This window comes from uncultured Aquimarina sp., from assembly GCF_947500065.1.
Classification (GTDB): Bacteria; Bacteroidota; Bacteroidia; order Flavobacteriales; family Flavobacteriaceae; genus Aquimarina.
In genome coordinates this window covers 1-25,802 of record NZ_CANMQT010000013.1, presented here as the reverse complement: position 1 = coordinate 25,802, position 25,802 = coordinate 1, and the positions used below count along the sequence as shown (strand labels likewise).

Here is a 25,802-nt window from a genome sequence, read left to right as displayed (position 1 = left end):
TTAAGAGTAGACATATATTCTAAATATGCCTAAACATTTAGGATAGTATTAATTAATAATTAAATAAATATATTAGAAGAACTTTTAAAATTAAAAGGCGTTAAAACACTTACCAAAACTGAATTGAAATTCATAACTGGAAGTGTAAGAGTAAGATGTGGCTGTAAAAAAAGTATTACTTCTTGGATTGGTGATTACCCAGATAGAGCTTCTCTAAATAGAGCAGTGGCTAGAAACTGTCCTCACGGGGCTTTTTGTCATACAAATCCAGAATTTGAAGATGGAGGTATGTCTTAAAAAAATATAATTATAAAACCCTAATATCATAAATAAATTAATTAAATCATAAATAGTTAAACTCATGGAAATAATTAAAATCAAAGGGATTAAAATTATCAAAAAAACTCTCAAAAAGATATTATAGCAGGATATAGCTTAGCCGGAGAAAGTAGAGTTTTTGTTTGTCATTGTGGATTTTCGGATAACCCAGCAAGTTCATGATTTACGGAAGAAGCAGATTCTATAAATGGTGTATTAAATAGTACTGGCCAACGATGTCGCGGAGCCGGAGCTACGTGTCAAGGTTTCTAAAACTTAAAACAAAATTAGTTTAAATCGCTTATATTTCTTTATAGAATAATTCACTTAAATTATTTAACCCCTTTATCTATAATTCATGGTAAAGGGTTTTCTTTTGGCAAGTACAACATAAAACTATTAGCTTTGCAAAAAAAAGTAGAGCACATGCATTTCATACCCGAAGCATTAGACACATATGTAGTAAATCACACAGAAAAAGAACCTGAATTACTACAACAATTAACCAGAGAAACCTATCAAAAGATATTACAACCACGTATGCTGAGTGGTCCGTATCAAGGACGTGTTTTAAGCATATTATCTAAGCTTATCAATCCAAAAAACATTTTGGAGATTGGTACTTATACGGGTTATTCTGCTTTATGCTTAGCAGAAGGAATGCAAAAGGATGGTGCTTTGCATACGATTGATATCAATGAAGAATTAGAAAGTTTTCAGCGTAAATATTTTGATCTTTCTTCTTATGGCAATCAAATACACCAACATATAGGTGATGCCACTGAGATCATACCTAATCTGGATATAAAATTTGATCTAGTTTTTATCGATGCAGACAAACCGAATTATTCATCATACTTTGAATTAATCATTAATAAAATGAATACTGGTGGTATTATTTTATCCGATAATGTACTATGGAGCGGAAAAGTAATTGAAGAAGTTGCTGAAGATGACATTTCTACCAAAGCTTTATTAGACTACAATAAATTGTTAATAGAAGACAATCGCGTGGAAACCGTATTGTTGCCTATAAGAGATGGATTAACAATTAGCAGGGTACTATAAAAAAAAGTGAGATCTTTAAAGACCCCACTTCTTACATGTATTAGTAACTACAATTGCTAATTCATTTATTATTGTACTGCTTTAAGTGCATCGATATTACCGTAACCAAACTTGCTATTACGATTTGGGTAAAATTCTCCTGCTCTTTTCAGCTTATCCAATACTTGTGCTCTTGACATATTCGGATTACGAGCCCACACTAATGCAGCGATACCTGCTGTCATGGCTGTTGCTACTGAAGATCCACCCACATACGCTTGTGCACCGTTATTAAATCCTAAAACTGGTACCGTTCTACTAGTATTACTAGCTCTTTGCATAATAATTGTAAAATCAATTTTATTACCATCGTGGCAAATATCACAACGATTGTATCCATTATCTTTCAATCCTGTTACTGCAACCGTTTCACTCATACTTGCTGGAAATATAACACCATACCAGTTTGTAAAAGTAGTAGACGTTCCACCAGCAGCCATGATCATCTTACCTTTTCCGTATGCATACCTTACAGCATCCTTTACATTACCTATTGACCAAGGATATCCAACAGACATAGAGATTATTTTTACATCACTTCTATTTCCTAATGCTTTTAATGCATTACTAACTCCTTTACGTTCGTGGTAATCATTGAGAACTACATCTTCAGTTCCTCTATAAGCAACCAAATTAGAATTATAAGCAACACCTACTGGCATAAAATCATTATTACGCGGTGATGCTATAGCGGAAGCCATCTGAGTTCCGTGACCACATCTATCATTAGGGCCATCTATATTATTAGACCACCACCAAGGAGAATCTATAAATGTTCCGAAACGTTGCACAGATCTGCCGTTAGAAGCACCATCATTGAATCCACTACCTAAAAGGTTTTGGTTTGCCGATAAACCAGTATCAATAAGACCTACAGTGATTCCAGCTCCTGTACTAAGACTCCAAGCGTCATCAATATTATGTTTTTTATAATTCCATGGTAATCTTGCATTTGGAGAGATTACACTATAATCTCCACTATTAATAGATTGCCCACTTTGAGAACATCCTGCTGATTTTTCCTGCACATTTTCCTGAAGATAAAACCCATACCCATTAGGTTCAAGATAACGAATGTTATCCATTGCTTGTAATTCTACAATGGTTTCGAAGTCCGTTACTTTTAAATCCATAACATTTAGAATATTATCGTCCGCTACAACTGTATTAGAACGAGTAACTCCTTCTTTGTTTTGCACTGTAGTAATAATACCTTCTTTAATATTATTCAATCTAGGCGATCGCTGAGTTCCGTCAATAAAACTCTCTCCTTTTTCTCCAAAACCTATTGTTAAAACTTCACCTCCGTGCATAACAGCACTATATAGCACATTAGTTGGAGCCTTAGTCCAATCCAAATCACCATTTTGTTTCAGTTCAGTTTCTATAAAAGCGTTTATTTCTTCAATGGAAAGCATTTTTTGAGACACTGAGCTCTCATCTATAATTTCTGTTGGATCTTCTTTAGAACATGACAGGACAAGGAATAGCCCTAAAATTAGAGTAATAATTTTTTTCATTTTAGTATAAGATTAATGAGTTTGTGTGTTAATGACTTTCTAAGATTACGATTTTCTTAAAAATGTCAAATAATTACCATTTAGTTAATTTCACTACTAATTTATTAAATATAATCTAAATATTCATGTGTTTTATTGAAAGAATCTTAAAAAAAAAATGAAATCCTATGCTTGCATAGGACTAAAAAATAATGTTAAATACCAATGTTTATAAGGGTTTTACAGAAAAAGACTACAGAAAAAAATAGTTCAAAAAAAGACTAGTTTTTTGATTAAAAATGTAAAAATTGAAGATTTATTTTATCGAAATGACAAAACTAAGTACAGAAAAAATTAGAATTTACGTTTTACAGGACCTGTAACATCTTCGATATCCTTTTTAACCTGTGTTATTTCTTTTTTGATATCAGAAGTAATTGAAGAAGGAATATCAGTATCAATACCGTGCTTTTCTGCACTCTTGGTTATCTCTGATTTGATATCATTAGTAGCATCTTTAACGATACGCATTCCTTTACCTAAACCTCTTGCGATTTCAGGTATTTTATCTGCGCCAAAAACCATAACCACAATAACTAATATAAAGGCGATTTCGGTTCCGCTAATAAATAATGGTAATGCTATCATAACAATGCAAATATAGCTACAATAATGTACAGAAAAAAGCCGTTCGCGATCACGAACGGCTTTAATTTATAATTTAAAGGTTTTTTAACTTATTGACCTTTTACTTTATTTTTGAATTTATCAAACTTACCTAGTTTTTTATTCTGAGGCCAGCTGTTATTCGAAGTATCAATATCTGCTGTTTCTTGATTAGGATCTACTACGATCTTAGAAATAGCTTTTTCTGAAGCAATAGCTCTTTTTACAGACGAATCATTCTTTCTCCAGATTTCTGCTGGGTATGTTACTGTTTCAGACGTTCCATCTTCATACGTATATTCTACTATCAATGGCATTACTAAACCACCAGGTTTTTCAAAAGTAACTTCATAAAAATATTTTGGTTCTTTCAGAACTTCTCTTTCTTCAACAGAAAAATTATCTATCAAATATTCTTTTAATGTTTTAGCATCATCTATGATATTACCATTTTTCTTGATGGTTTCATATTCCTCGCTACCTTCTTCGACCATAAATACTAATGGACCGAAATCCTCAACTTTAGCTCCTCTTGCAGTAGCAAAATCTTTTGCTCTTTGGTTTGGTTCCTTAGAAACCACATATTTTGTTACATCTTTAACTCCTATGTCTGTATAATCCGTAGTATAAAACCATCCTCTCCAGAACCAATCTAAATCTACAGCAGATGCATCTTCCATTGTTCTAAAGAAATCTTCTGGCGTTGGGTGCTTAAACATCCATCTCTGAGAATACGTTCTAAATGAATAATCAAATAAATCTCTTCCCATTACAGTTTCTCTAAGAATATTTAATCCTGTTGCAGGCTTAGAATATGCATTCGAACCGAACTGGTGAATATTATTAGATTGTGACATAATCGGAGAAATAAAACTCTGATCTCCACTCATATAAGGAACAATCTTAGCTGCAGGACCTCTTCTTGAAGGATATTTTTTTAAGGGAGCAATTGCATCTGGATACCATTCTCCAAAATCTTGTTCAGCTACATATTGCACAAAAGTATTAAGGCCTTCATCCATCCAAGTCCATTGACGTTCATCACTATTAACAATCATAGGAAAAAAGTTGTGTCCAACCTCATGGATAATCACACTCATCATTCCGAATTTAGTACGATCACTAAATTTACCTTTCTTATCAGGTCTCCCATAATTCCAACAAATCATAGGATATTCCATACCTTGATTCTTAGCATGAACAGAAATAGCTTTATGATAAGGATAATCAAAAGTCATTCTACTATACGATTTTAATGTACTGGCTACAGCCTTAGTCGACCAATCTTCCCATAAAGGATTTCCTTCTTTAGGATACATAGAAACAGCCATCACATCTTTTCCGCCAATTTTAACTGCCATCATATCCCAGATAAACCTTCTAGATGTTGCAAATCCAAAATCACGTACATTTTTAGCACTCAACTTCCAAGTTTTTTTGCTTTCAGCAAATGTTTTCTCTTTAGCTTCAGCTTCTTTTTGAGTTACAATAACTACCGGTTCATCATATGATTTTTTTGCCTTATTATAGCGATTCATCATATCTTTAGTAAACACTTCTTTTCTATTGACTAAGACTCCTGTTCCGTCCAAAATATGATCTGAAGGAACTGTAATATTTACATCAAAATCTCCAAATGGAAGTGCGAATTCTCCTCTACCCCAAAACTGGTGATTCTGCCAACCTTCTACATCATTATAAACTGCCATTCTTGGATAAAACTGAGCAATAACATATGCTCTGTTACCATCTTCGAACTCTTCATAACCTGATCTACCTCTACCATTAACGTGATCATTGATGTTATACCACCAATCTATAGAAAACACAAACTTCGCACCAGACGCCAAATCTTTTGGCATCTCTACACGCATCATTGTTCCATTGATAGTATATTCTAAAGGTCTACCCGCAGCATTCTTAACCGCTGTGATATTAAATCCTCCATCAAAACCTTCTCCCATATATTTTCCAACAAATCGATTTGGCGGATCTGCCGCATCTACTCCTCCTGGTTGAATTAATGGAGTTTTAGATTCTCTAGATCTCATATTCTGATCTAATTGCACCCAAAGAAATTCTAAATTATCAGGAGAATTGTTTGTATATGTTATGGTTTCTTTACCAGTAAGTTTTTTGTTTTTATCATCAAGCTCAATATCCATCTTATAATCCGCCTGCTGCTGATAATATGCAGATCCAGGAGCTCCGGAAGCAGTTCTGTACATATTAGGAGTTGCAAACTCATCATACATCTGCTTAAACTTGTTTTGATTGGTATGTCCTAACTCGCGAGTTTCTTCACTTTCATTTTGAGCGTATAATGAAGAGCCAGAAACAAAAAAAGTAACTGAAAGGATAAAAAGTATTTTTTTCATTAGAGTGTTATTGTGTTATGTAATAAATCGCAAAATAGTTGTTTTTTAAAAGTTTAATGATTTATTCACTAAACTTTAACATGCCTTTATCCTTTTCTTTTTCAAGGATAAGGCTTTTGCGTTTTTTCCCTTTTTTTACGTGTATAATATTCTGTTGTTCATCGAAGAAATCCATCAAAGCCTGATTAGAAATTGTTATGGTTTTCAATGGTGGTACATTCTCTACCTCTAAATAACATAACACAAGATCGTTATCATATTCTTTTCCAATAAAATTAAAGATCATCTCTTCTCCATTAACGGTAATGGTTAATTTCTGATTCAAATATTTAGCTAAGTATTGGTCTACCTTGGTTTCTTCCGTTTCTGAAACCAATTCTATAGTTTCATCATATCGCTTTCTTAGTACCTCCTCTATATCATCAATAAAAATTCTAGAAATAATCTGTAATGATTTTTGTTCCTGATTATATTCTATTTGGGTAACGCTAACATAAAATTTATGCAGTGCAGTAAATGAGCTTAGAGAAATCAGAAGGACTGATACAATGAATAGTAATTTCTTCATTTAATATAATTTAAAAGATGGTAAATGTAATATTTTGATATAAAATATTATGCCAAAAGCATCTAATTATAATTTTATTGTATCCCAATGAACAAACTAGTCTATTTCTTTATACTTTTTGTAAGAGCTCACTTTCTCTTGAAAAAACTCTAGTAATGAGAGTCTCTTTGTATTCTCTAATAAATTTTCGAAATACGTATCTTCAGCACAATAATACATGAAATCAGAGATAAGATTCTCTGGTAATTCTAAATCATCTACAAAAAAAGCAACGTCAAAGGAGCGTTCTCCTTTTTGAATTAATAGATCAAGGTCTGCAAGTTCTTTTAGCTTTTTTAATTTCTTAAGCTTACCATTTAAACTATTTACCAATAAATCTATTGGACCAGATCTTGCGGTATAAATTCTTCGCTCCTCTAATGTTGGTTGTTTTATATTTCTAATTGGCAATCCCAAAACCCTATTATCTAAATGTGGTTTTATTTTAATATCCTTAGTATCCTTACCTATATTTCCTGAAAGATTAATATTACTAACATTAACCTGATCTAGTTTTTGAATCACAGGATAGAGTTTTAATTGGAAATTCTGATTATCTAAATCTCTTTCAGATACTATTATAGAAATAACCTCATATTGAACAGATGAAAAAATAATTGAATCATTAATGGCTGCTGGAATTTCGAAAACACCTCTTTCATCATTCGTAGTTCCTATCTTTTTGGTATAGTTTACAATATTAATCGCAAAACCTTCTAATGAGTCAGCTACAATAACTCCTTTCAATTTTTCAGATTGACCATAAGTGTTTAGTAAACAAAAGAAAATAGAAAGAAAAAGTAATGATTTAATCATTTTATATGTTTTTACTTATTTCTGAAAACAGAATCAGTCAATTTCTTTATGCTTTTTGTATGATATTGCTTTTTGTTTGAAAAACTCCAGTAATGAAATTTTTTTAGAGTTCTCTAATAAATTCTTGAAATAATCATCTTCTGCGCAATAATACATGAAATCAGTAATAAGGTTTTCTGGTAATTCTAAGGCATCAACAAAAAAAGTAGTACTAAATGATTGTTCTCCTTTTTGAATAAGTGTTTTTAAATCTTCTATAGCTTTATTGTTTTTCAACTTTTTTAGCTTTCCAGAAATTGTATTAATAATTCGATCTACGGATAAAATACCATTGGAAGCTGTTGCCGTATATATTCTTCTTTCTGCACGTGTAGGCTGTTTTATATCCTTATAAGGAAGACCTAAAGTTTTATTATTAACTACAGGTGTTACCTTTATATCTTTTGTGTCTTTTTCTATACTCCCTGAAAGGTTAATATTACTAACATTAACCTGATCAAGTTTCTGAATTACAGGATAGAGTTTTAATTGGAAATTCTGATTATCTAAATCTCTTTCAGATACTATGATAGAAATAACCTCATATTGAACGGATGAAAAAATAATTGAGTCATTAACAGCTGCAGGAATTTCGAAAGCCCCTCTTTCGTCATTAGTAGTTCCAATCTTCTTTGTATAATTCACAATATTAATCGCAAAACCTTCTAATGAATCAGCTACAATCACACCTTTTAATCTTTGGGATTGACCAAAGATATTGGTGGACATAAAAAGAAGTATAACAATGAGTAATATTCTGGTCATAAAGTGAATTAGTTTTATGACTCAATTCGAAAAAGAAACCTTAATTAAATGGTGATTTCTAACAAATCAATTCCGAAACTTCGTCATACTAATTCATAAAGACGTAGGTGCTCAAAAAATGTTGCGCCCATTAAAGCTTTATTACTTACGATCCTTATACACCTTGCTTTGAGAAACCAAAAATTCTATAAGATTTAGCTCATTTCCTTCTTCCAGGTATGATTTATCCAATCCGTTTTCTTCTGCAAAGAAGATAAAATCATTAATCTGATCCATCTCTAAAGCTAAATTTGTTTTAAAAAACTCATCATTATACATTTTCCTAACCTTAACATCAATATCCACAGGAGTTTTATTATTGTTTTTATCCTTATTCTCAAATACAACTTTAAAAAGATTGACAAAGTTAAGTCCATAAATCATTCTATCTTCCAAAAACACTTTGTTTTCTAATTCAGATAATTCATCTGCTGTCCAATCATAATCTGTATCATTAATTCTGGATGATGTTAGTTTGGCTACTTCGTCAATTCCGCTTTCAGAAACATCAATTTTTTTAATATCTACGGATACATTCCCTAACAAATCATACGGTGTTACAATTACTTCTTCTAAAAGATTTACGGATTCATTCAAAAAAATATTCAATCTCCTATTACTCAATACTCCTTTATCAATTAACACTACAAATTTCTGATATTGCATGGCTATTATCTCTATTTTATCGTTGGTACCGACACTGATTCTAAAGTTACCTTCGCCATCCGTAATAGTTCCTTTTTTAGTAGTAAGATTATACACAACAACACCCTCTACATCATCTCCTATTGGTGCACTAATGCGACCGTCGATCATAACTCTAGAAGTAATTTGGGCAAAAGAAAAGCTAATTGTAAAACAAATAAGAAGTAAGGATAATTTCATTTTCATAGTAGGCTCAGTTAAATTAGTATGTAATCAAGATACTACAATTTTTCAATATGCTTGGAAGATTTCTTTATAAGAAAACGTTAAACTACCTTTACTAAAAAAAATTTATGCAAAACTGTATAATTGCAAGCACTTCTACTATTCACGGTAGTGGACCGTTAGAATATCTATTCGAGTCTTTAATTGAGCTTTTCAAGGATTCTGAAGAAATATTATTCATTCCATATGCGCGTCCTGGTGGAATTTCTCATGATGAATACACTATTGGTGTTAATAATATTTTTAAAAAGATTAATAAAAGAATTCTTGGTATACACATGTTTTCGGATATCTCAGAAGCGTTCAAAAATACACAAGGTATTTTTACAGGTGGAGGAAATACATTTTTACTGGTAAATCAATTGTATAGGAATAAAGTACTAGAACCGCTTAAAAACGCTATAGATCAAGGTACTCCGTATCTAGGAACTAGTGCAGGAAGTAATATTTGTGGGCTTACTATGCAAAACACTAATGACATGCCTATAGTACATCCGCCAAGCCATAAAACATTAGGAATTATACCTTTTAATATAAATGCTCATTATCTGGATCCTGATCCAAATTCTACACATAAAGGTGAAACTAGAGAGACTCGTATAAAAGAATTTCACAACTTAAATTCACAACCTGTTGTTGGTCTCAGAGAAGGAAGTTGGATAAGAATTTATAAAAATGAAATTAGACTAAAAGGCGAATTATCCGCAAGGGTTTTTGAACAAAACAAAAGCCCATATGAAATAACACCCAATAGTTCTTTATCAGAATTAAACTAAATGATATATGCAATATCAACAAATCCTTGATACCATAAAAGCCGAATCATTGATTAGATCCAATACTGGAGAAGTAGCTTCATACATTCCTGAATTGGCTAAGATTGATCCCGATAAATTCGGAATGCATTTATACTGTATTAACTCAGGTCATTATGGTTTTGGGAATGAAGACGAACGCTTTTCTATCCAGAGTATTTCTAAGGTTTTTTCTTTAACACTAGCGATGACCTTGTTAGAAGATGAATTATTTGAACGAGTTGATGTAGAACCATCCGGAGACCCTTTTAACTCTTTAATTCAGCTAGAGTACGAAAATGGAATTCCAAGAAACCCTTTTATAAATGCTGGTGCACTTGTTATAGCCGATATTCTGGTATCAGCTATAGAAAATCCAAAACAGAAGCTTTTAGATTTTACTCGTAAAATTACTGGTAATCCCACTATAGATATCAACCCTAAAGTTTATGACTCTGAAAAGAAGCACAGCCACCGCAATGCTTCTTTATTGAATCTTATGAAATCTTTTGGGAACATCAAAAATGATATAGAAACTGTCTTAGACCTGTACATCTATCAATGTTCTATAGAAATGTCTTGTAGAGAATTAGCAACAGCTTTTATGATCTATGCGAATGCAGGAAACACCTTATCTGATAATATTCAGGTAATTTCTCCAAGAAAAATAAAGCGTATTAATGCTATTATGCAAACTTGCGGTTTTTATGACGAGGCAGGAGAGTTTACTTTCAGAGTAGGCCTACCAGGAAAAAGTGGTGTAGGCGGTGGAATAGCATCTATTCATCCTGGTCAATATGCAGTAACAGTATGGAGTCCGCCTCTTAATGTCAAAGGAAACTCTGAATTAGGGATGTATGCGCTAGAACGATTGACGACCTTGACCGGATTTTCTATTTTTTAAATGTTTTTATTTTATTCTTGAACTTCTTTAGTTTCTAATATATCTTTTACTGGAATTAAAGAAAAAAATTGACATTATAATAAAGACTATTTTGGGAACAATCTTAACATTTTTAGACAGTATATAAATCAATAGTAAAGAAATCATAACTACCGAAGTTTCATTTCTAAATTCACTAAAAAAAATAAGTAATACTCCAGAAATTATTACAACAAAAGTGAGTTTAAAATAATCTATAGACTTTAGAAATAACACATGTATGTTTAATCCTATTATCATAAAAAACACGGATGCCATTAATCCAAAAATATTCTCATGAGAATATACTTCGTAAAGAAAAAAGGGTATAGCATTTATTAAAATGCATAAAAGGAGTCCAAACAAAGGTTTTTTTATTTTCCAAAATCCAAAAAACAATAATAACAATCCACTGATAAATACAGGCGCATTAAATAATTTTACAGGTGGATTTTCCGGAGACCCTTTGAGATAAGCATTAGGCAAACATGCTAAAATCCGAACACTTTCACCTAATCTAGACCAATGCTGATATTCTATCATCTTCATTAAACAAAGAAATCACTATAGAAATATGTTGCATTTTCATTTTTAGAGTTTAAAGATCTTATCGGTTCTTATCATTTTCATATGATAAACAACCAAATAGTATAGATATATTGATTTTGTTAAATAAAAAAAATCAAATTCATTCATTTAGTGATACCTACCTGTAAAGTACATTTTAAATAAATATAATACTCCGGATAAAAAATGTAGTATAAAAAGCGACCATAAAATTATTGATTTTTTGGAAAGCACATTTTCTATTTTGAATTTTGAAAACAAAAAAGCCGTAGTAGTTAAAAACAAAAGATAAGAACAGATTATATTTTGCCAAGTAAAATTACCATGGAATCTTCTTGGTCCATCTTCTACAACAAAAGCACTTAGTATTATCCCAAAAATGGTTAAATACAAAGCATAATTAAATGGTTTAAATTTAATTATTTCTCTATAATAATACATAGTTGCTATTGGAAAAGCAAAAGAAAGTAAAAAAGCAAATGGGATATACCAAGATGGTATAAATGCTCTTAAAAACTCAAAAGGCATTGCGATAGTTATACCACTCTTAGATGCATGTAAAGATCCTGTTTGAAAATAATAAATACTTAAATACTGTACTAAAATACAAACGCCTCCTATAAAAATTGGCAATATCTTAAATATAGAATTCTTAATATTATTCTTATCAAAATCTTTTAAAATAAAAAAAGCAGATATTGGAATAAAGGCAAAAATAAAAGAGGGCTTAATTAAAATATTTAGGATAATTAAAGCAGTAACTAACCAAATTTCTCTATCTAACAATGAATGACAATCTTTTTTAAACAATTTTAATTGCCTCCAAAACAACAATATAGCAAAAGGAAAAACACTAATGATAGTAGAATTATGCCAAACAACGGATGGCGTTCTACCCAAATACATAAGCTTCAGAACAAAAAAATTATAGATATCAGGGATCGCAAAACAAAACAACAGTGCAAACGATATTATCTTCACTATAGTTTCTTTGTTTTCTAGTTTAGATCCTGCAGCGATTTCTAAAATCATGTTTTTAGATAACAAAAATTTCCCTACAGTAGCTAGCGATAATACCAATGCAGTACTAACATACATTAAATCAACATTGCTTGAAAAAAAAGAAAGCAGGTTAACTATAAAAAAAAACAAAAAATGAGGTAAATAGGATGATTCTCCAGAATTAACTTTTATAATGGAATTAATATGAATAGGCATATCAGTAGGAATATACTTCATTATAAACCAAAAAAGCACCATGAAAAATGAAAAAAGCACTATTATATCGATGTACTTTAGTTTATTACTATGCATAGTATTCATATTACTAAAATCTTAATCATAAATGAGTAAATATAATATTTTATAATTCTCCCATTTTAAAATTGATAAATGTTTTAATACTAAATTCAAGTTTGAAGGATCTATAGATTATCTCAAAAAAATATTTGTTTATTTTTCCAAGCTCTTTTTTGCTCTTTCTAAATTATTCTTTGCTCTTTCAAAATTTGGATCAATTTCCAATGCTCTATTACAAGCTTTTACAGCCTTCTCAAATTCACCTAGAATATTGTAAGAAGAACAAATATTATTATATGCTGTAGCATTATTGGAATCTAACAACAATAGATCTTCACTAGTTTCTATACATCTTTTATGAAAGCCTAATATGTAATAATAATAACTAAGATTAATATACTCATTAATACTTAGTTGCTTCTTTTTTAACCTCTCAATTCCATTTACAGCAACTGCAAGGTTATTCTTAGCTAATTCAGAACTATTATCAACTGCTAATGATTTTTCACAAGCTTCCTTAGCTTTATCATACATTTTCAATCTATTATAAGCAGAACATAAGTTATTATACACAATACTATTAGTAGGGTCTAAACTAAGCGCTTTCTTAGATACTTGAATACTATTAAAGTAATCTAACTTATTATAATGCAGTAAACTCAATTGAATATATCCATTCAGAGAGGGGTTTACTTCCATTTGAGCTTCTAGAGTTTTTATATGATTCTCTGCCTGATAATTATTTTTGACAATGAAACATATAGAAACACCATCTATTTTAACTTCATGAACAGTGTTTTCCGGAGACCAATTTACATTGATATGATCTCTTTTATATTTACCTTCCGCAAGCATAATAATAGAATAATCCCAATTAGGGGAATCTCTTCTAGTCAAGACATGTTGCAATTTGGGAGTCTTATCTAAATAAAAAGAAGCTTTTGTTTGACTACCATAGTACAATCTTACCTTTGGAGGATTATCTAAATCTCCTACATTTTCTTCCAGCCAATCTATAGCAGGCCTTACTCCAACTCCATAATAATCTATTTCGTAATTCCCAAAGGCACCGGACACTCCTCCTATAATTGGACTAAAATATAGCGCTTGCATTGGATGATATTTACTCATAAAATACAATGGCTGAAGCATCAACAAGATGAGTCCAACGGACAGTATTCTGACAACATTTTTTCGAGGTATTAACTGAAATAATTTTAACCAAGATAATGCGCTAATTACTACTATCGGTAAAACAGAGAACATAAATTGTCGCGAACCATCATGATTATTAGGTGTACCTACAACAACTAATATCATTGGGAAAACAGAAGCAAACAATACCATTGATACATAAAGTTTATTAATCTGATCATTTTTATAATACATCAATGGAATCAGAAAAAAACCTATAAAAGCATGTAATGGCATCATAATAATAAACAGATTCTTAATAGCATAGTACCAAGGCGTATTAAAACTACTTTGCCAAACACCTTCAAACAATTGTAAATTTTCAAACCCTCTAAACTCTCCCATCTTTATTAACACTTCAATCGGAACCTTTAATGGATTGGTTTGAGCATATGGCCAAAAAACAGCCACAGCGATATATGAAAGTATACATACACCTAAAGTTTTAGCTCCTAGAAGTAGTGTATCTTTTATAACAACTTGCTTAAATTTCGATTTGTAGTTTTGCAACCACCACCATAAAAAAACAGCTAATAACAGATACCCTAAAGTCATTAATCCAATTACCCTGATATTAATTAATAGAGAAATATTGAATATTAATAAAAAAGCCCTTTTCCATGTAATCTTTGGTAGCTCTTTTAAGAGTTTTATTATATGGAATAAAGAAAACATATAGAATGCCGCTGCAGGAATATCTTTAGGATTATTCATAGAATACCCAAAGATCACTGGACATAACACAACAAAAGTTAATGAAAACAACCCTGTCTTCCACCCTCCTAATTCTTTTCCTAACAAACCACAGAATAGAAAAAGTAAAAAACCAAAAATAGAATTTATCAAATTTTTAAATTGATACACTTCAAAAGAATTAAAATATTGATGTAAGAAATTAGTAAGAAGATCAAAAAAACCTCCAAAACCATTCATCCCACGATTTTCATGTTCCTGACTTAAAGCAACATCGATATAATTCCCTTCTGCATCAATTGGGCTTAAGGTAGCAGCTTTATCTATTCCCTTAAAATAATTTAGAATTCTAACACCATGATCCTGATGTATTTTTGTGTCTTCTAATGGACCATAATCTTTACTTAAAAACATCATAGTCCAACCAATAACAAAAGCAGTTAGTATAAAACCGTTTCTATAATTCATCATTTTTTTAAGATCAAATTCCATACAATGTTTATTTTTTATCAAAAAAATCTGTAACTAGTTTTATTATTTTATTTTGATCTTCCATATGTAACTCATAATATAATGGCAATCGTAACAATCTTTCAGAAAACATCTCACAATTCTCTAGCATAACACTATCATTTTCTGTTTCATAAAAAGGGCTTTTATGAAGAGATACGTAATGAAAAACGGCATAGACTCCGTTGTCTTTTAAATAAGAAATGAGTTGACCTCTTTCCTCTATATCCTTACAAACAACATAAAACAAATGACCATTACACGTTGCATATGTTGGTACTTTCGGCAATGTTAATAAACCTCGGATTTCGAGACCTTTAAGCCCTTTATAATACGTTTCCCACAAAGTTGTTCTTCTGGATTGAATCTTTTTTAAGTTCTCTAATTGTGCAAACAAAAAAGCTGCAGTAACATCTGATGGTAAAAAAGAGGACCCCACATCTACCCAAGAGTATTTATCCACTTCACCTCTAAAAAAGGCAGATCGATTGGTTCCTTTCTCCCATATAATTTCTGCTCGTTGATCAAAACGCTCATCGTTTACCACCAACATCCCTCCTTCGCCAGAAATAATATTTTTTGTTTCATGAAATGAGAAAGCTGCCAAATGGCCTATTGTGCCAAGTGGCTTATCCTTATAATAAGAATCTATGGCCTGAGCTGCATCTTCTATAACAAACAAATTATATGTATTGGCTATTTGCATAACTGCATCCATATCACAAGATACTCCTGCATAATGAACAACTACTATTGCCTTTGTTTTACTAGAAATTAACCCTTCTAACAAACCAGCGTCAATATTTGGATCATCGCTATAAGAATCCGCAAATATAATCTTTGCTCCTCTTAACGCAAAAGCATTTGCTGTAGACACAAAGGTATAAGAAGGCATAATAACTTCATCTCCCGGCTTTATATCAACAAGTATTGCAGCCATTTCTAGAGCATCGGTGCAAGAAGATGTCAATAAACAATTTCTAAAACCTATATCTTCTTTAAAAAAATTATGACATTTCTGAGTATAATATCCGTTTCCAGAAATTTTCCCTCTCGATACTGCATCCTTTATATAGTACAGTTCATCACCCGTCATGTATGGTTTATTAAATGGAATCATTTAGTTGGATTATGTTGTATGGGATTTAAATTTAGTTCTTTTTTATTAGTAAATGTATTTTTAGAAAATTTTATAGATACAAAAAAATAGAAATCACTATTTATCTAATTAGTGATTAGCAATTTACCATACTCTTCTATTTATTTAGTAATTTTAGAAAATAATCACCTTTAAATAAAATCAAATATTTGAAAATATCAATAGTAAGCCCAGTTTATAGAGCTCAAAACCTTATAGATGAACTTGTAGAACGATTAGAGCGTTCTTTATCGGAAATGTTTGAGCAATATGAAATCATATTAGTTGAAGATGGTAGCCCCGATAATTCTTGGGAAGCTATCGAAAACATCTGTGCAAAAAACAAAAATGTAAAAGGAATTAAATTAAGCAGAAACTTCGGGCAACATTATGCCATAACCGCTGGATTAAGCACTGCTATCGGAGAATGGGTTGTTGTAATGGATTGTGACTTACAGGACCAACCAGAAGAAATACCAAAATTATTCAATAAGACTAAAGAAGGTTATGACATTGTATATGCTCAAAGAGAATTACGACAAGATAGTCTCTTTAAAAAAATATCTTCTAAAATGTTTTATAAAACCTTTGGTTATTTAACTGATAGTAAACAAGATCCTTCTATTGCTAATTTTGGGATCTACAATCAAAAAGTGATACGATCTATATTATCTATGCATGACCACGTACGTTTTTTTCCTACTATGGTTCAATGGGTCGGTTTTAAAAGCACTAAAATAAATGTAGAGCATAGCTCAAGAGCAGAAGGTAAATCCTCTTATTCATGGAGAAAACTAATCAATTTAGCAGTTGACAATATTATTGCATTTTCTGACAAACCATTGAGACTTACAATTCGTTTAGGGTTAGTCATTGCCTCTCTTTCGTTCCTTTCTGGTTTAATATACATTTATAGATATGTAAACGGAGAAATCAAGGTACTTGGTTTTGCCAGTATTGTTATTTCCATCTGGTTCTTATCGGGATTAATAATTTTTATCCTTGGAATAATTGGAGTTTATTTAGGAAAAACTTTTGATAAGGTAAAAGAAAGACCAACCTACATCATATCAAAAAGAATAAATAAGTAAAAACAATATAACTCGCTATGCTATAATCACACTCCCTGAAAAGAACATGAATGAATTAGATAAAAATATAGAAGTTTTAGAATGGGATTCTAATTTCTTTGATGTTCGAGTTGGAAGATTATATTCTGATGAAAAAAAAGTAGATCTTACAAAGATTTCTAATTTTGATTTAATATATATTCATTCTCAAACGTTACTAGAAAACAGCAAGATCCCTCTTTATGATAAGAAAGTTACTTTTGAAAAAAAAATAGCTTCAGAAGCTAAAGCTAGGGAAACCTCTCAAGTTGAGGAGTACAAAGGAGAATTAAATGAAGAACTTATTAATTTATCCATTGCAAGTGGAACATATTCGAGATTCAAATTAGATCCAAGATTATCTAATCACTTCGAAAAGTTCTTCACCTTATGGATTAAAAATAGCCTAAATGGAAAATTGGCAGACTATGTTTTTGTTTACAAAAAAGAAAACAAAATTGTAGGATTCATATCATTGAAGAAAAACGATTCTTTTTATCAAATAGGTTTAATAGCAACCTCTCCCCTACATAGAGGTCTAGGAATAGGATCTGCATTATTACAAAAAGTAGAAGAAATTGCAAAATCAGAAAAAAATTCTAAAATAATTGTAGTTACTCAATTAGATAATGAAACTGCTTGCAATTTTTATAAAAAAAACGGATACCAAATAAAATCTAAAGAATACATTTATCACTATTGGCGTAAATAATTTTTAGTTAAAATTATATTTATAGTTAGCTGATTATATTCTTAACAAACGGATGATAGTCATTTTGTAAAGGAGTAACTTCTGCATTTCTAATATCATGTACAATCTGTATAGAGGTCTTCGCGTCCAAAAGTCCGTATCCTTCTCCTCTTAATATCCCTTCGTAACTTCTGGTATGTAACTCAGTAAATCCAGTACTAAACTCAATCTCTTCATTATCAATAGTAATAGATCTATATGTTCTTTTACCTTGAGCTTTTATATGATCTGGGATATTATCATAATTAATAGACAAAAACCATCTAACCCTAGCTTTTTCAAATTCCAAATATCCTGATGCAGCATCATTGGTTAATAAATGCACTTTATTCCCTTTTACCGCTCCAAAAACCCACGATAACATATCGTAAAAATGAACACCTATATTAGTGGCTATTCCTCCTGATTTAGCGACATCTCCTTTCCAGGAAGCATGATACCAATTACCTCTCGAGGTCAAATATGTTAAATCAAAGTCATATATTTTATCCTTAGGACCGTTATCAACCTTTTCTTTTAAAGCTATAATACTAGGATGTAATCTTAGTTGTAGAATTGTATTTACTTTTCCTTCTGATTCATTTTCTATTTCCACTAATGTATCAATATTCCAAGGATTAAGGACTAACGGCTTTTCGCATATAGCGCTTGCCCCTCTTCTTAATGCCATCCTGATATGAGAATCATGAAGATAATTTGGTGTACAAATACTAACATAATCTAACTGAATATTCTTTCTTCTTTTTAACTTCTCAATATGCCGATCAAACCGCTCAAATTCTACAAAAAAATGTGAATCGGGAAAATAACTATCTATAATACCAACGCTATCAAACTTATCAAGAGCAGCTATTAAATTATTTCCTGTATCCTTAATTGCTTTTAGGTGTCTTGGAGCTATATAACCTCCAACACCCATAATTGCAAAATTTTTATTATTCATGTCTTAAATTTTAAAAACATTTTCATCAATAAGTTCATATTTTTCATCACTTTCAGGACAAGTAGCTATATGACTTGAATCAAAACTCAATCTGTGTCCGTACTCACTCATCCACCCTATTTGCTTCGCAGGATTACCAACCATAAGCGCATAAGGCTTAATTTCCTTAGTAATAACCGCACCAGCACCAATAAAAGCATACACACCAATATCATTCCCACAAACAATAGTAGCATTTGCTCCAATTGTAGCTCCTTTCCCAACATGTGTTTTAGCATATTCTCCTCTTCTGTTTATAGCACTTCTAGGATTGATAACATTTGTAAAAACGCAAGATGGGCCTAAAAAAACATCATCTTCACAGGTAACTCCTGTATATAAAGAAACATTATTCTGAATTTTTACATTATTGCCTAAAATTACCTCTGGAGAAATCACCACATTCTGACCAATATTACAATTTTTACCCATCACACAACCTGTCATGATATGAGAAAAGTGCCATATTTTGGTATCATTACCAATAACACATCCGTCATCGATCACAGAAGTTTCATGAGCAAAATAATTCTTATCCATTTATCTATTTACTTTATATCTCTAAGAAATTTTCTTTTAAAACATTATTGAATTAATGTTTTCCAAATATAAAATAATTCATTCTGTTTCATCATTAAAAAAAATACTTTCATTCCTATACATATGTAACATTTTATGAGCTATTGACTTTTCATATATCAAATTTTATCAAAAATATTTATCTTCGATGGCAATAAAAAAGATATAAAAACTACTATATTTAGACCCATTGTACTAATTAAGTTTATTCTGAAATACGAATTATTAAGCTGTAGCACACTCAATAACAAATAATTATACTCCAGAGACTTCTGAAATTCTAAAGCTGTATGTTTAAAAATTTTACCTCACAAAAATTAGAAATCAGAATATTATTGGTAATACTTATCGCTACTTTTTTAGTATACCTTAACCATTTTGATAATCCATTCTTTTTTGATGACACCCATACAATATCGGAAAACGAATCCATTAGAAGTTTAGAGAATTGGACAAGCTTTTTCACCAATGCTGATACCTTTAGCTCTCTTCCGGCAAATAGAGCATATAGACCTATGATCACACTAATGAATGCAATTGATTATTCGTTTGCAGATGGATTAGATTCTCGCTATTTTCATTATCACATCTTTTTTTGGTTTCTAATACTCATTATACTGAATTACTTTCTACTTAAACATATATATAATGAATCACTTCCCAAATATAAATGGATAGGAATTACTGCTCTTTTCGCTACCGCTTGGTTTGCTCTTCATACTGTCAATGCAGAAACTATAAACTATATTTGCGCGCGATCTGACTCGTTTTCTACACTATGCATAGTTGCATCATTGTTACTCTATTTAAGCCCGTTTGGCAGAAAATGGCATCTATACATTATAACGATGATTATTGGAATCTGGACAAAACAAACCGGAGTTATGTTTTTCCCCCTTTTACTAGTATATGTTATTCTTTTTGAAGAAAATTCATTAATAACTGATTTCAGCATACAAACAAAAAAGAAAATAATTATTATATTTAAAAAAACTCTTCCGGCAGGAATTATCGCTTTTTCTTTATTTGTTTTTAATCAATATTATTTAACTCCAGAATCCACAAATTCTACAAATTTCTTAGTTACAAGATTCGAATATATCAGTACACAATGGTATGTAATTACGCATTATTTAGGCAACTTCATTCTTCCTATACATCTTAGTGCAGATCCCGATATTGAAATTATCAAACCTTGGTACAACATAAGATTGCTTGTAGGTTTATTTATCATACTAGCGATGTTATTTCTGATGATAAAAACAGCGTTTAAAAGAGAACTTAGACCAATCTCTTTTGGCATTGCTTGGTTTTTTATCGCTTTACTACCAACAACACTGAATCCTTTGTTTCAGATCGCAAATGATCATCGAATGTTCTTTCCTTTCATAGGTTTATTTATTGCTGTTCCCTGGGGAATATTAATACTACTAAAGAAATACAAAATACTTGATAATCCTAAAAGATATTTCCCTCTAATCACGATAGTTCTCGCCATAGTACTTATTGGCAATGCATATGGCACAATACAAAGAAACAACGTATGGGATACTGAAGATTCTCTTTGGTTAGATGTAGTTCAGAAAAGCCCAAAAAATGGAAGAGGCATGATGAATTATGGATTAACCCATATGGCAAAAGGAAATTATGATATTGCCTTAGAATATTTTAATAAAGCTGACAAATTAAGTCCTAACTACTATGCTTTGCATATAAATTTAGCAGTTTTATATGATGCTAAAAAGAATTCTACTAAAGCCGAACAATATTTTAAATCTGCTATAAAATTGAATTCTGTCTCTCCTTCTCCTGATTATTTCTATGCAAGATATCTTGCTAAACAAAAAAAATACAATGAGGCGGAAATTTACCTAAAAAAGGCATTAACCAAAAGCCCAAATCATCTTCAATCTAAAAGTCTTTTAAATTCAGTTTTAAAAAACAAAACAACAATGCAAGAAGAAATAAACTTATTAGCAAATAAAACGGAAAATAATCCTGACGCTAATACACTTTTAAATCTTAGTCAGAAATATTATCAGACAAAAGACTACGAATTAGTTATTAAAACTTGTTACAAAATATTAGAAATTGATCCAAAAAACCCATATGCATATAACAATATATGTTCAGCCCACAACCAATTAAAACAGTGGGAACTTGGAGCACAAGCTTGCAGAAAAGCTCTCGAAATTAATCCAAATTATCAATTAGCCAAAAACAACCTGAAGTGGGCAACGGATAATCTCAAAAATTAAATAAAGAATAAAATAACATAAAATGCTTAACAACAAAACAATTGCGGTAGTAGTACCTTGTTATAATGAATCCCAACAAATAAACATGGTCTTGGACAGCATGCCATCATTTGTCGACAGAATAATTGTAGTAGATGACGCCTCTAAAGACGATACCGTTGGTACTGTAATGAAGCATTTACAAGATAATTCTTCTCCGGTAACGTTAAAATCATTACTTAAAACTGAAATAACTCCAACCATATACAATAGAGCTGACATAGAAGTTAGGCAAAAAAGTATGGATGAAATAAAAAAATTCACCCCTTCTGAAGTAGTAAATAAAAACCAAGAAAACGAAAAAATCATAGTTATTAAGCACTTGGAAAATGGAGGTGTGGGTGCCGCAATCGCAACAGGATACAAATGGTGCAAAGACCACAATATTGATTGTACTGCGGTAATGGCAGGGGATGGACAAATGGATCCAGATGAATTAGATGGAATCTGCAGACCAGTAATTGAAGAAGGAATAGACTATGTAAAAGGAAACCGTCTTATTCATAAAAGTGCGTGGGTAATTATTCCTCGCGTTCGTTTCTTAGGGAATTCTATACTAAGTATTTTAACAAAAATCGCCTCTGGATACTGGGGGATATCAGATACTCAAAGCGGATATACGGCTATATCGAATAACGCACTAAACTCAGTTCCTTTATATGAAATCTACAAAAGATATGGCATGCCTAATGATTTATTAGTTAAGCTTAACATAGCTTTTTGCACTATCCGAGAAGTAAAAATCAAACCAATATATGGTGTAGGAGAAAAATCCAAACTGAATATATTAAAAGTTTCGCTACCTATTTTATTTTTATTAATTCGCTGTTTTTTTAAGAGACTTCAAACAAAATATTTATATCGCAGTTTTCATCCTTTATATTTATTGTATTGGGTTGCATTTATTATTGCCATTATAAATAGTTATTTTCTATATCAGTTAATAGCTAACTTTTTTATTCCTAATTCGAAAACACCGACAGATTATTTAATAATATTTATTTTCCTAACCATATCAGGTTTTCAGTCCTTGTTATTCGCAATGTGGATGGACATACAGGATAACGAAAGACTATCCAAATAACTATTATTTCATTTGCTTTAAATCCTGTAAGCGTATTGGTGAAAGATAAAACCAAATAGCACCTGGAATAAAAGATATCAATTGAAGAAGAAAAATAATTAATGATAACGCTATAGCATCTTCTGCAGGCAATTTATATAATTGAAAAATAAGAACTAGAGACGTCTCGCGCACCCCAATGCCTAATACGGTTATAGGCAGCAATGATAATATTCCTAAAATAAAAGTCCCCAAAAATAATCCCAGATGATCAATCTCAATCCCCATAGCCCAAGCTATATAATTAAAGACTCCATAAATTAACACCATACTGAAACAAGTTATCACAAAACTTTGAGCACTTTTCAACCACCCCAAATCATGAGAGGTAAATGCCTCCTGCCATGGTTTAACAATTTTTACAAACTTTTTTCTATACCTAAAAAGAATTAAAAAGAACACTACCCCTCCTAATAATGAAAGAATAATTCCACCATATTCTTTAGGTAATTTTAGAATATAAAAACTAAACTGATAATAAATAACTGCTAGTAAACTAAAAAGCAATAGACAAATTAGATCAAAAAGACGGTCCATAATGAGACTTGACCATCCTATTTTTTGCGTCGGTAAATCATCTTTAATATAAAGCAACCTGCCAAAATCTCCCAGTCGCCCTGGTGTAATATTTGCTAAAAAAAGTCCTATAAAAAAAACTTTTAACGCCCTATATCTGCCTAATGGAATTCCGTAAGAATTAGAGATAATTCGCCATCTTATACTTTTTAAATAAAAGGCTATCCATAAAATTAACACTGCAACTAAAACATGGATAAATGATATCTTACTAATGGAAGCAAAAGTTTCCCTCCACCCTACTTTATAAATAAGATAAAAAAGTAGGATTATCCCAAGAAATTTCAACCAAAAGCTAATATTTAAAAAAGATCTTTTTGTCATTAGCTATGATCAACTTTTTTTTCTTTTTCCATATCACCAATAAAAATCAAATCACCATGAATCTTTTCACAAGAGTAAAATTTCATTTTCATCTCCTGTTCGAATACATACTTTACACATTGTTTAAACATATCCGTGAGTCTACTATTAGAAAACCGAGTATCTCTATTAGAATAAAAATCAGAAAATTCCTTCTCTGACCATTTAAAAATAATAGGCTTTAAATTCATAACAGTTTTTATACCCTCCTCGTTATAAGCATAATAATAAAAAGAGAACATAAAAAATTTAGAATCTCTAATTGCCAGTGGCAACCACTCATCCATAAAATACCTAACAATATTTGTAAAACCTCTACTATTCATAGGTAAAAACTAATTATTATTTAAAGCATAAATAACGAATGTAAGTATTACTAAACAAAACTTCTACTCTAACTCCACAAAAACAAACAATACAAAGTCATAATTAACTTAAAAATAAAACCAGAACATCCTTAAGCAGAAAGTACGCAAAATAAAAAAGCTTCATCCTAATGATGAAGCTTTGAGCGGGAGACCAGGTTCGAACTGGCGACATTCAGCTTGGAAGGCTGACGCTCTACCAACTGAGCTACTCCCGCTTTTATAATGGCAAATGTATTAGATTTCTTCAATAATCAAAACAAAAAGTAAATTATTTTTAACATATTTTTTTTTATAGCAAAAGCTCTCACCCTTAATAAATGTGCTATCTCAACTGATTAACAACGACTTAATAAAAAGTCAAATATTTTTCAAAAAAAGCATTTAATCGAAAAAAAATGCGTTTAATCGGATAAAATATGTATTTTTGTAGTTAAGAAAATATTAATATATTAGCAACTTATCTATATTTACCTAGATAAGCGATTTATTTTGTTTAAATAAACTTAATTACGTGATAACCCCAAATAAAAAGAGGTAAAACTCTTTTTGAAAAGAAATTTCCTACAGCCTATGAAGGTAAAATTACTTCTTTTTATATGTATTCTTTCGTCTATAACCCATGTATACTCTCAAGTAAAGGTTGGTGACAACCCTAATCAAATAGATGCTTCATCTATATTAGAGTTAGAAAGCGTTGACAAGGCTTTTGTTTTAACAAGGATCACTACTAGTCAAATGAATGCCCTTACTCCTTTAAATGGAGCTTTGATATATAACACCGACGATAATTGCATTTTTCAATTTAATAATAATAGCTGGACTAGCTTATGCAGTGGTAATGATAATCAGGTATTATCATTTGACCCTGTTACTAATATACTTACCCTTGAAGATGGTGGATCTGTTGATTTAACATCTCTTGTTAACGACCCCGATCCAGATCCAACAAACGAAATACAGATATTAAGTAAAACCGGAAATACAATAACCCTATCAAATGGAGGAGGAAGTATTACGGAAACAATATCTACATTATTAGATAATGGTGATGGGACATTTACATATACTGCTGAGGATGGTTCAACAACAGTAATTGGTGTTGTAGGACCTACTGGAGCGCAAGGTGCGACTGGAGCACAGGGAATACAAGGAATTACTGGAGCCCAAGGTGTAACTGGAGCACAGGGAATACAAGGAATCACTGGAGCACAAGGGATAACTGGAGCTCAGGGAATACAAGGAATCACTGGAGCGCAAGGAGTAACTGGAGCACAAGGAATACAAGGAATCACTGGTGCACAAGGAGTAACTGGTGCGCAGGGAATACAAGGAATAACCGGAGCGCAAGGAATAACTGGAGCACAGGGAATTCA

At 31.2% G+C, this 25,802-nt stretch carries 22 protein-coding genes, 1 tRNA gene and 1 pseudogene; 9 read left to right on the top strand and 15 right to left on the bottom strand.

The window, feature by feature from the left end:
* Positions 1-123: 123 nt before the first annotated feature.
* Positions 124-297, top strand: a complete 174-nt coding sequence (locus Q0975_RS24440; RefSeq protein ID WP_299442128.1) for a hypothetical protein — start codon at positions 124-126, stop codon at positions 295-297.
* A 447-nt stretch (positions 298-744) separates the two neighbouring features.
* Positions 745-1,386 carry an O-methyltransferase gene (locus Q0975_RS24435; RefSeq protein WP_299442480.1) on the top strand — a complete coding sequence of 214 codons (642 nt, stop codon included), beginning with the start codon at positions 745-747 and terminating at the stop codon, positions 1,384-1,386.
* 68 nt (positions 1,387-1,454) lie between these two features.
* On the opposite strand, the gene Q0975_RS24430 is transcribed toward Q0975_RS24435, so the two are convergent.
* From Q0975_RS24430 to Q0975_RS24400, 7 genes are all read right to left on the bottom strand, one after another.
* Complete coding sequence (locus Q0975_RS24430) at positions 1,455-2,945, bottom strand: S8/S53 family peptidase (RefSeq protein WP_299442125.1); 1,491 nt, start codon at positions 2,943-2,945, stop codon at positions 1,455-1,457.
* Positions 2,946-3,278: 333 nt separating this feature from the next.
* Positions 3,279-3,572: a twin-arginine translocase TatA/TatE family subunit gene (tatA, locus tag Q0975_RS24425; RefSeq protein WP_299442122.1), complete on the bottom strand. Its 294-nt coding sequence runs from the start codon at positions 3,570-3,572 to the stop codon at positions 3,279-3,281.
* Between the two features lie 89 nt (positions 3,573-3,661).
* Positions 3,662-5,968 (bottom strand): M1 family metallopeptidase, encoded by a 2,307-nt coding sequence (locus tag Q0975_RS24420; protein WP_299442119.1) that lies wholly within the window; start codon positions 5,966-5,968, stop codon positions 3,662-3,664.
* Between the two features lie 61 nt (positions 5,969-6,029).
* Positions 6,030-6,536, bottom strand: a complete 507-nt coding sequence (locus tag Q0975_RS24415) for a DUF6702 family protein (RefSeq protein ID WP_299442116.1) — start codon at positions 6,534-6,536, stop codon at positions 6,030-6,032.
* A 96-nt stretch (positions 6,537-6,632) separates the two neighbouring features.
* The gene (locus Q0975_RS24410) at positions 6,633-7,391 is read right to left on the bottom strand and encodes a hypothetical protein (protein ID WP_299442113.1); all 759 of its coding nucleotides are present in this window, start codon (positions 7,389-7,391) and stop codon (positions 6,633-6,635) included.
* Positions 7,392-7,424: 33 nt separating this feature from the next.
* Positions 7,425-8,195 (bottom strand): hypothetical protein, encoded by a 771-nt coding sequence (locus Q0975_RS24405; protein ID WP_299442109.1) that lies wholly within the window; start codon positions 8,193-8,195, stop codon positions 7,425-7,427.
* A gap of 141 nt (positions 8,196-8,336) precedes the next feature.
* The gene (locus tag Q0975_RS24400; RefSeq protein WP_299442106.1) at positions 8,337-9,125 is read right to left on the bottom strand and encodes a carboxypeptidase-like regulatory domain-containing protein; all 789 of its coding nucleotides are present in this window, start codon (positions 9,123-9,125) and stop codon (positions 8,337-8,339) included.
* Positions 9,126-9,232: 107 nt separating this feature from the next.
* Between Q0975_RS24400 and pepE the strand changes: the two genes are divergently transcribed.
* Positions 9,233-9,940 (top strand): dipeptidase PepE, encoded by a 708-nt coding sequence (gene pepE / locus Q0975_RS24395; protein WP_299442103.1) that lies wholly within the window; start codon positions 9,233-9,235, stop codon positions 9,938-9,940.
* A gap of 7 nt (positions 9,941-9,947) precedes the next feature.
* Positions 9,948-10,862 carry a glutaminase gene (locus Q0975_RS24390; RefSeq protein ID WP_299442100.1) on the top strand — a complete coding sequence of 305 codons (915 nt, stop codon included), beginning with the start codon at positions 9,948-9,950 and terminating at the stop codon, positions 10,860-10,862.
* 714 nt (positions 10,863-11,576) lie between these two features.
* On the opposite strand, the gene Q0975_RS24385 is transcribed toward Q0975_RS24390, so the two are convergent.
* The 3 genes from Q0975_RS24385 to rffA form a co-directional block, all read right to left on the bottom strand.
* Complete coding sequence (locus Q0975_RS24385; protein WP_299442097.1) at positions 11,577-12,770, bottom strand: hypothetical protein; 1,194 nt, start codon at positions 12,768-12,770, stop codon at positions 11,577-11,579.
* A gap of 129 nt (positions 12,771-12,899) precedes the next feature.
* Positions 12,900-15,125, bottom strand: a complete 2,226-nt coding sequence (locus tag Q0975_RS24380; protein WP_299442094.1) for a hypothetical protein — start codon at positions 15,123-15,125, stop codon at positions 12,900-12,902.
* Between the two features lie 7 nt (positions 15,126-15,132).
* Positions 15,133-16,263 carry a dTDP-4-amino-4,6-dideoxygalactose transaminase gene (gene rffA, locus Q0975_RS24375; RefSeq protein ID WP_299442091.1) on the bottom strand — a complete coding sequence of 377 codons (1,131 nt, stop codon included), beginning with the start codon at positions 16,261-16,263 and terminating at the stop codon, positions 15,133-15,135.
* Positions 16,264-16,451: 188 nt separating this feature from the next.
* Between rffA and Q0975_RS24370 the strand changes: the two genes are divergently transcribed.
* Positions 16,452-17,372, top strand: a complete 921-nt coding sequence (locus tag Q0975_RS24370; protein WP_299442088.1) for a glycosyltransferase family 2 protein — start codon at positions 16,452-16,454, stop codon at positions 17,370-17,372.
* Between the two features lie 46 nt (positions 17,373-17,418).
* The gene (locus Q0975_RS24365; RefSeq protein ID WP_299442085.1) at positions 17,419-18,102 is read left to right on the top strand and encodes a GNAT family N-acetyltransferase; all 684 of its coding nucleotides are present in this window, start codon (positions 17,419-17,421) and stop codon (positions 18,100-18,102) included.
* 25 nt (positions 18,103-18,127) lie between these two features.
* Here Q0975_RS24365 and Q0975_RS24360 read toward each other — a convergent pair whose 3' ends face one another.
* Positions 18,128-19,084: a Gfo/Idh/MocA family oxidoreductase gene (locus Q0975_RS24360; protein WP_299442082.1), complete on the bottom strand. Its 957-nt coding sequence runs from the start codon at positions 19,082-19,084 to the stop codon at positions 18,128-18,130.
* 3 nt (positions 19,085-19,087) lie between these two features.
* Positions 19,088-19,663 (bottom strand): acyltransferase, encoded by a 576-nt coding sequence (locus tag Q0975_RS24355; RefSeq protein ID WP_299442079.1) that lies wholly within the window; start codon positions 19,661-19,663, stop codon positions 19,088-19,090.
* 329 nt (positions 19,664-19,992) lie between these two features.
* Here Q0975_RS24355 and Q0975_RS24350 point away from each other — a divergent pair, with 329 nt between their 5' ends.
* Positions 19,993-21,960: a tetratricopeptide repeat protein gene (locus Q0975_RS24350; RefSeq protein WP_299442076.1), complete on the top strand. Its 1,968-nt coding sequence runs from the start codon at positions 19,993-19,995 to the stop codon at positions 21,958-21,960.
* A gap of 22 nt (positions 21,961-21,982) precedes the next feature.
* The gene (locus Q0975_RS24345; RefSeq protein WP_299442073.1) at positions 21,983-23,083 is read left to right on the top strand and encodes a glycosyltransferase family 2 protein; all 1,101 of its coding nucleotides are present in this window, start codon (positions 21,983-21,985) and stop codon (positions 23,081-23,083) included.
* Between the two features lie 3 nt (positions 23,084-23,086).
* Here Q0975_RS24345 and Q0975_RS24340 read toward each other — a convergent pair whose 3' ends face one another.
* From Q0975_RS24340 to Q0975_RS24330, 3 genes are all read right to left on the bottom strand, one after another.
* Positions 23,087-24,022, bottom strand: coding sequence for a lysylphosphatidylglycerol synthase transmembrane domain-containing protein (locus Q0975_RS24340; RefSeq protein WP_299442070.1), 936 nt, complete (start codon positions 24,020-24,022; stop codon positions 23,087-23,089).
* Complete coding sequence (locus Q0975_RS24335; protein WP_299442067.1) at positions 24,022-24,387, bottom strand: hypothetical protein; 366 nt, start codon at positions 24,385-24,387, stop codon at positions 24,022-24,024. The genes Q0975_RS24340 and Q0975_RS24335 overlap by 1 nt, the downstream gene beginning before the upstream one ends.
* Positions 24,388-24,571: 184 nt before the next feature.
* Positions 24,572-24,644, bottom strand: a tRNA-Gly gene (locus Q0975_RS24330).
* Positions 24,645-24,999: 355 nt separating this feature from the next.
* Here Q0975_RS24330 and Q0975_RS24325 point away from each other — a divergent pair.
* Positions 25,000-25,802 (top strand): annotated as a pseudogene (locus Q0975_RS24325) (hypothetical protein); the annotation flags it as partial.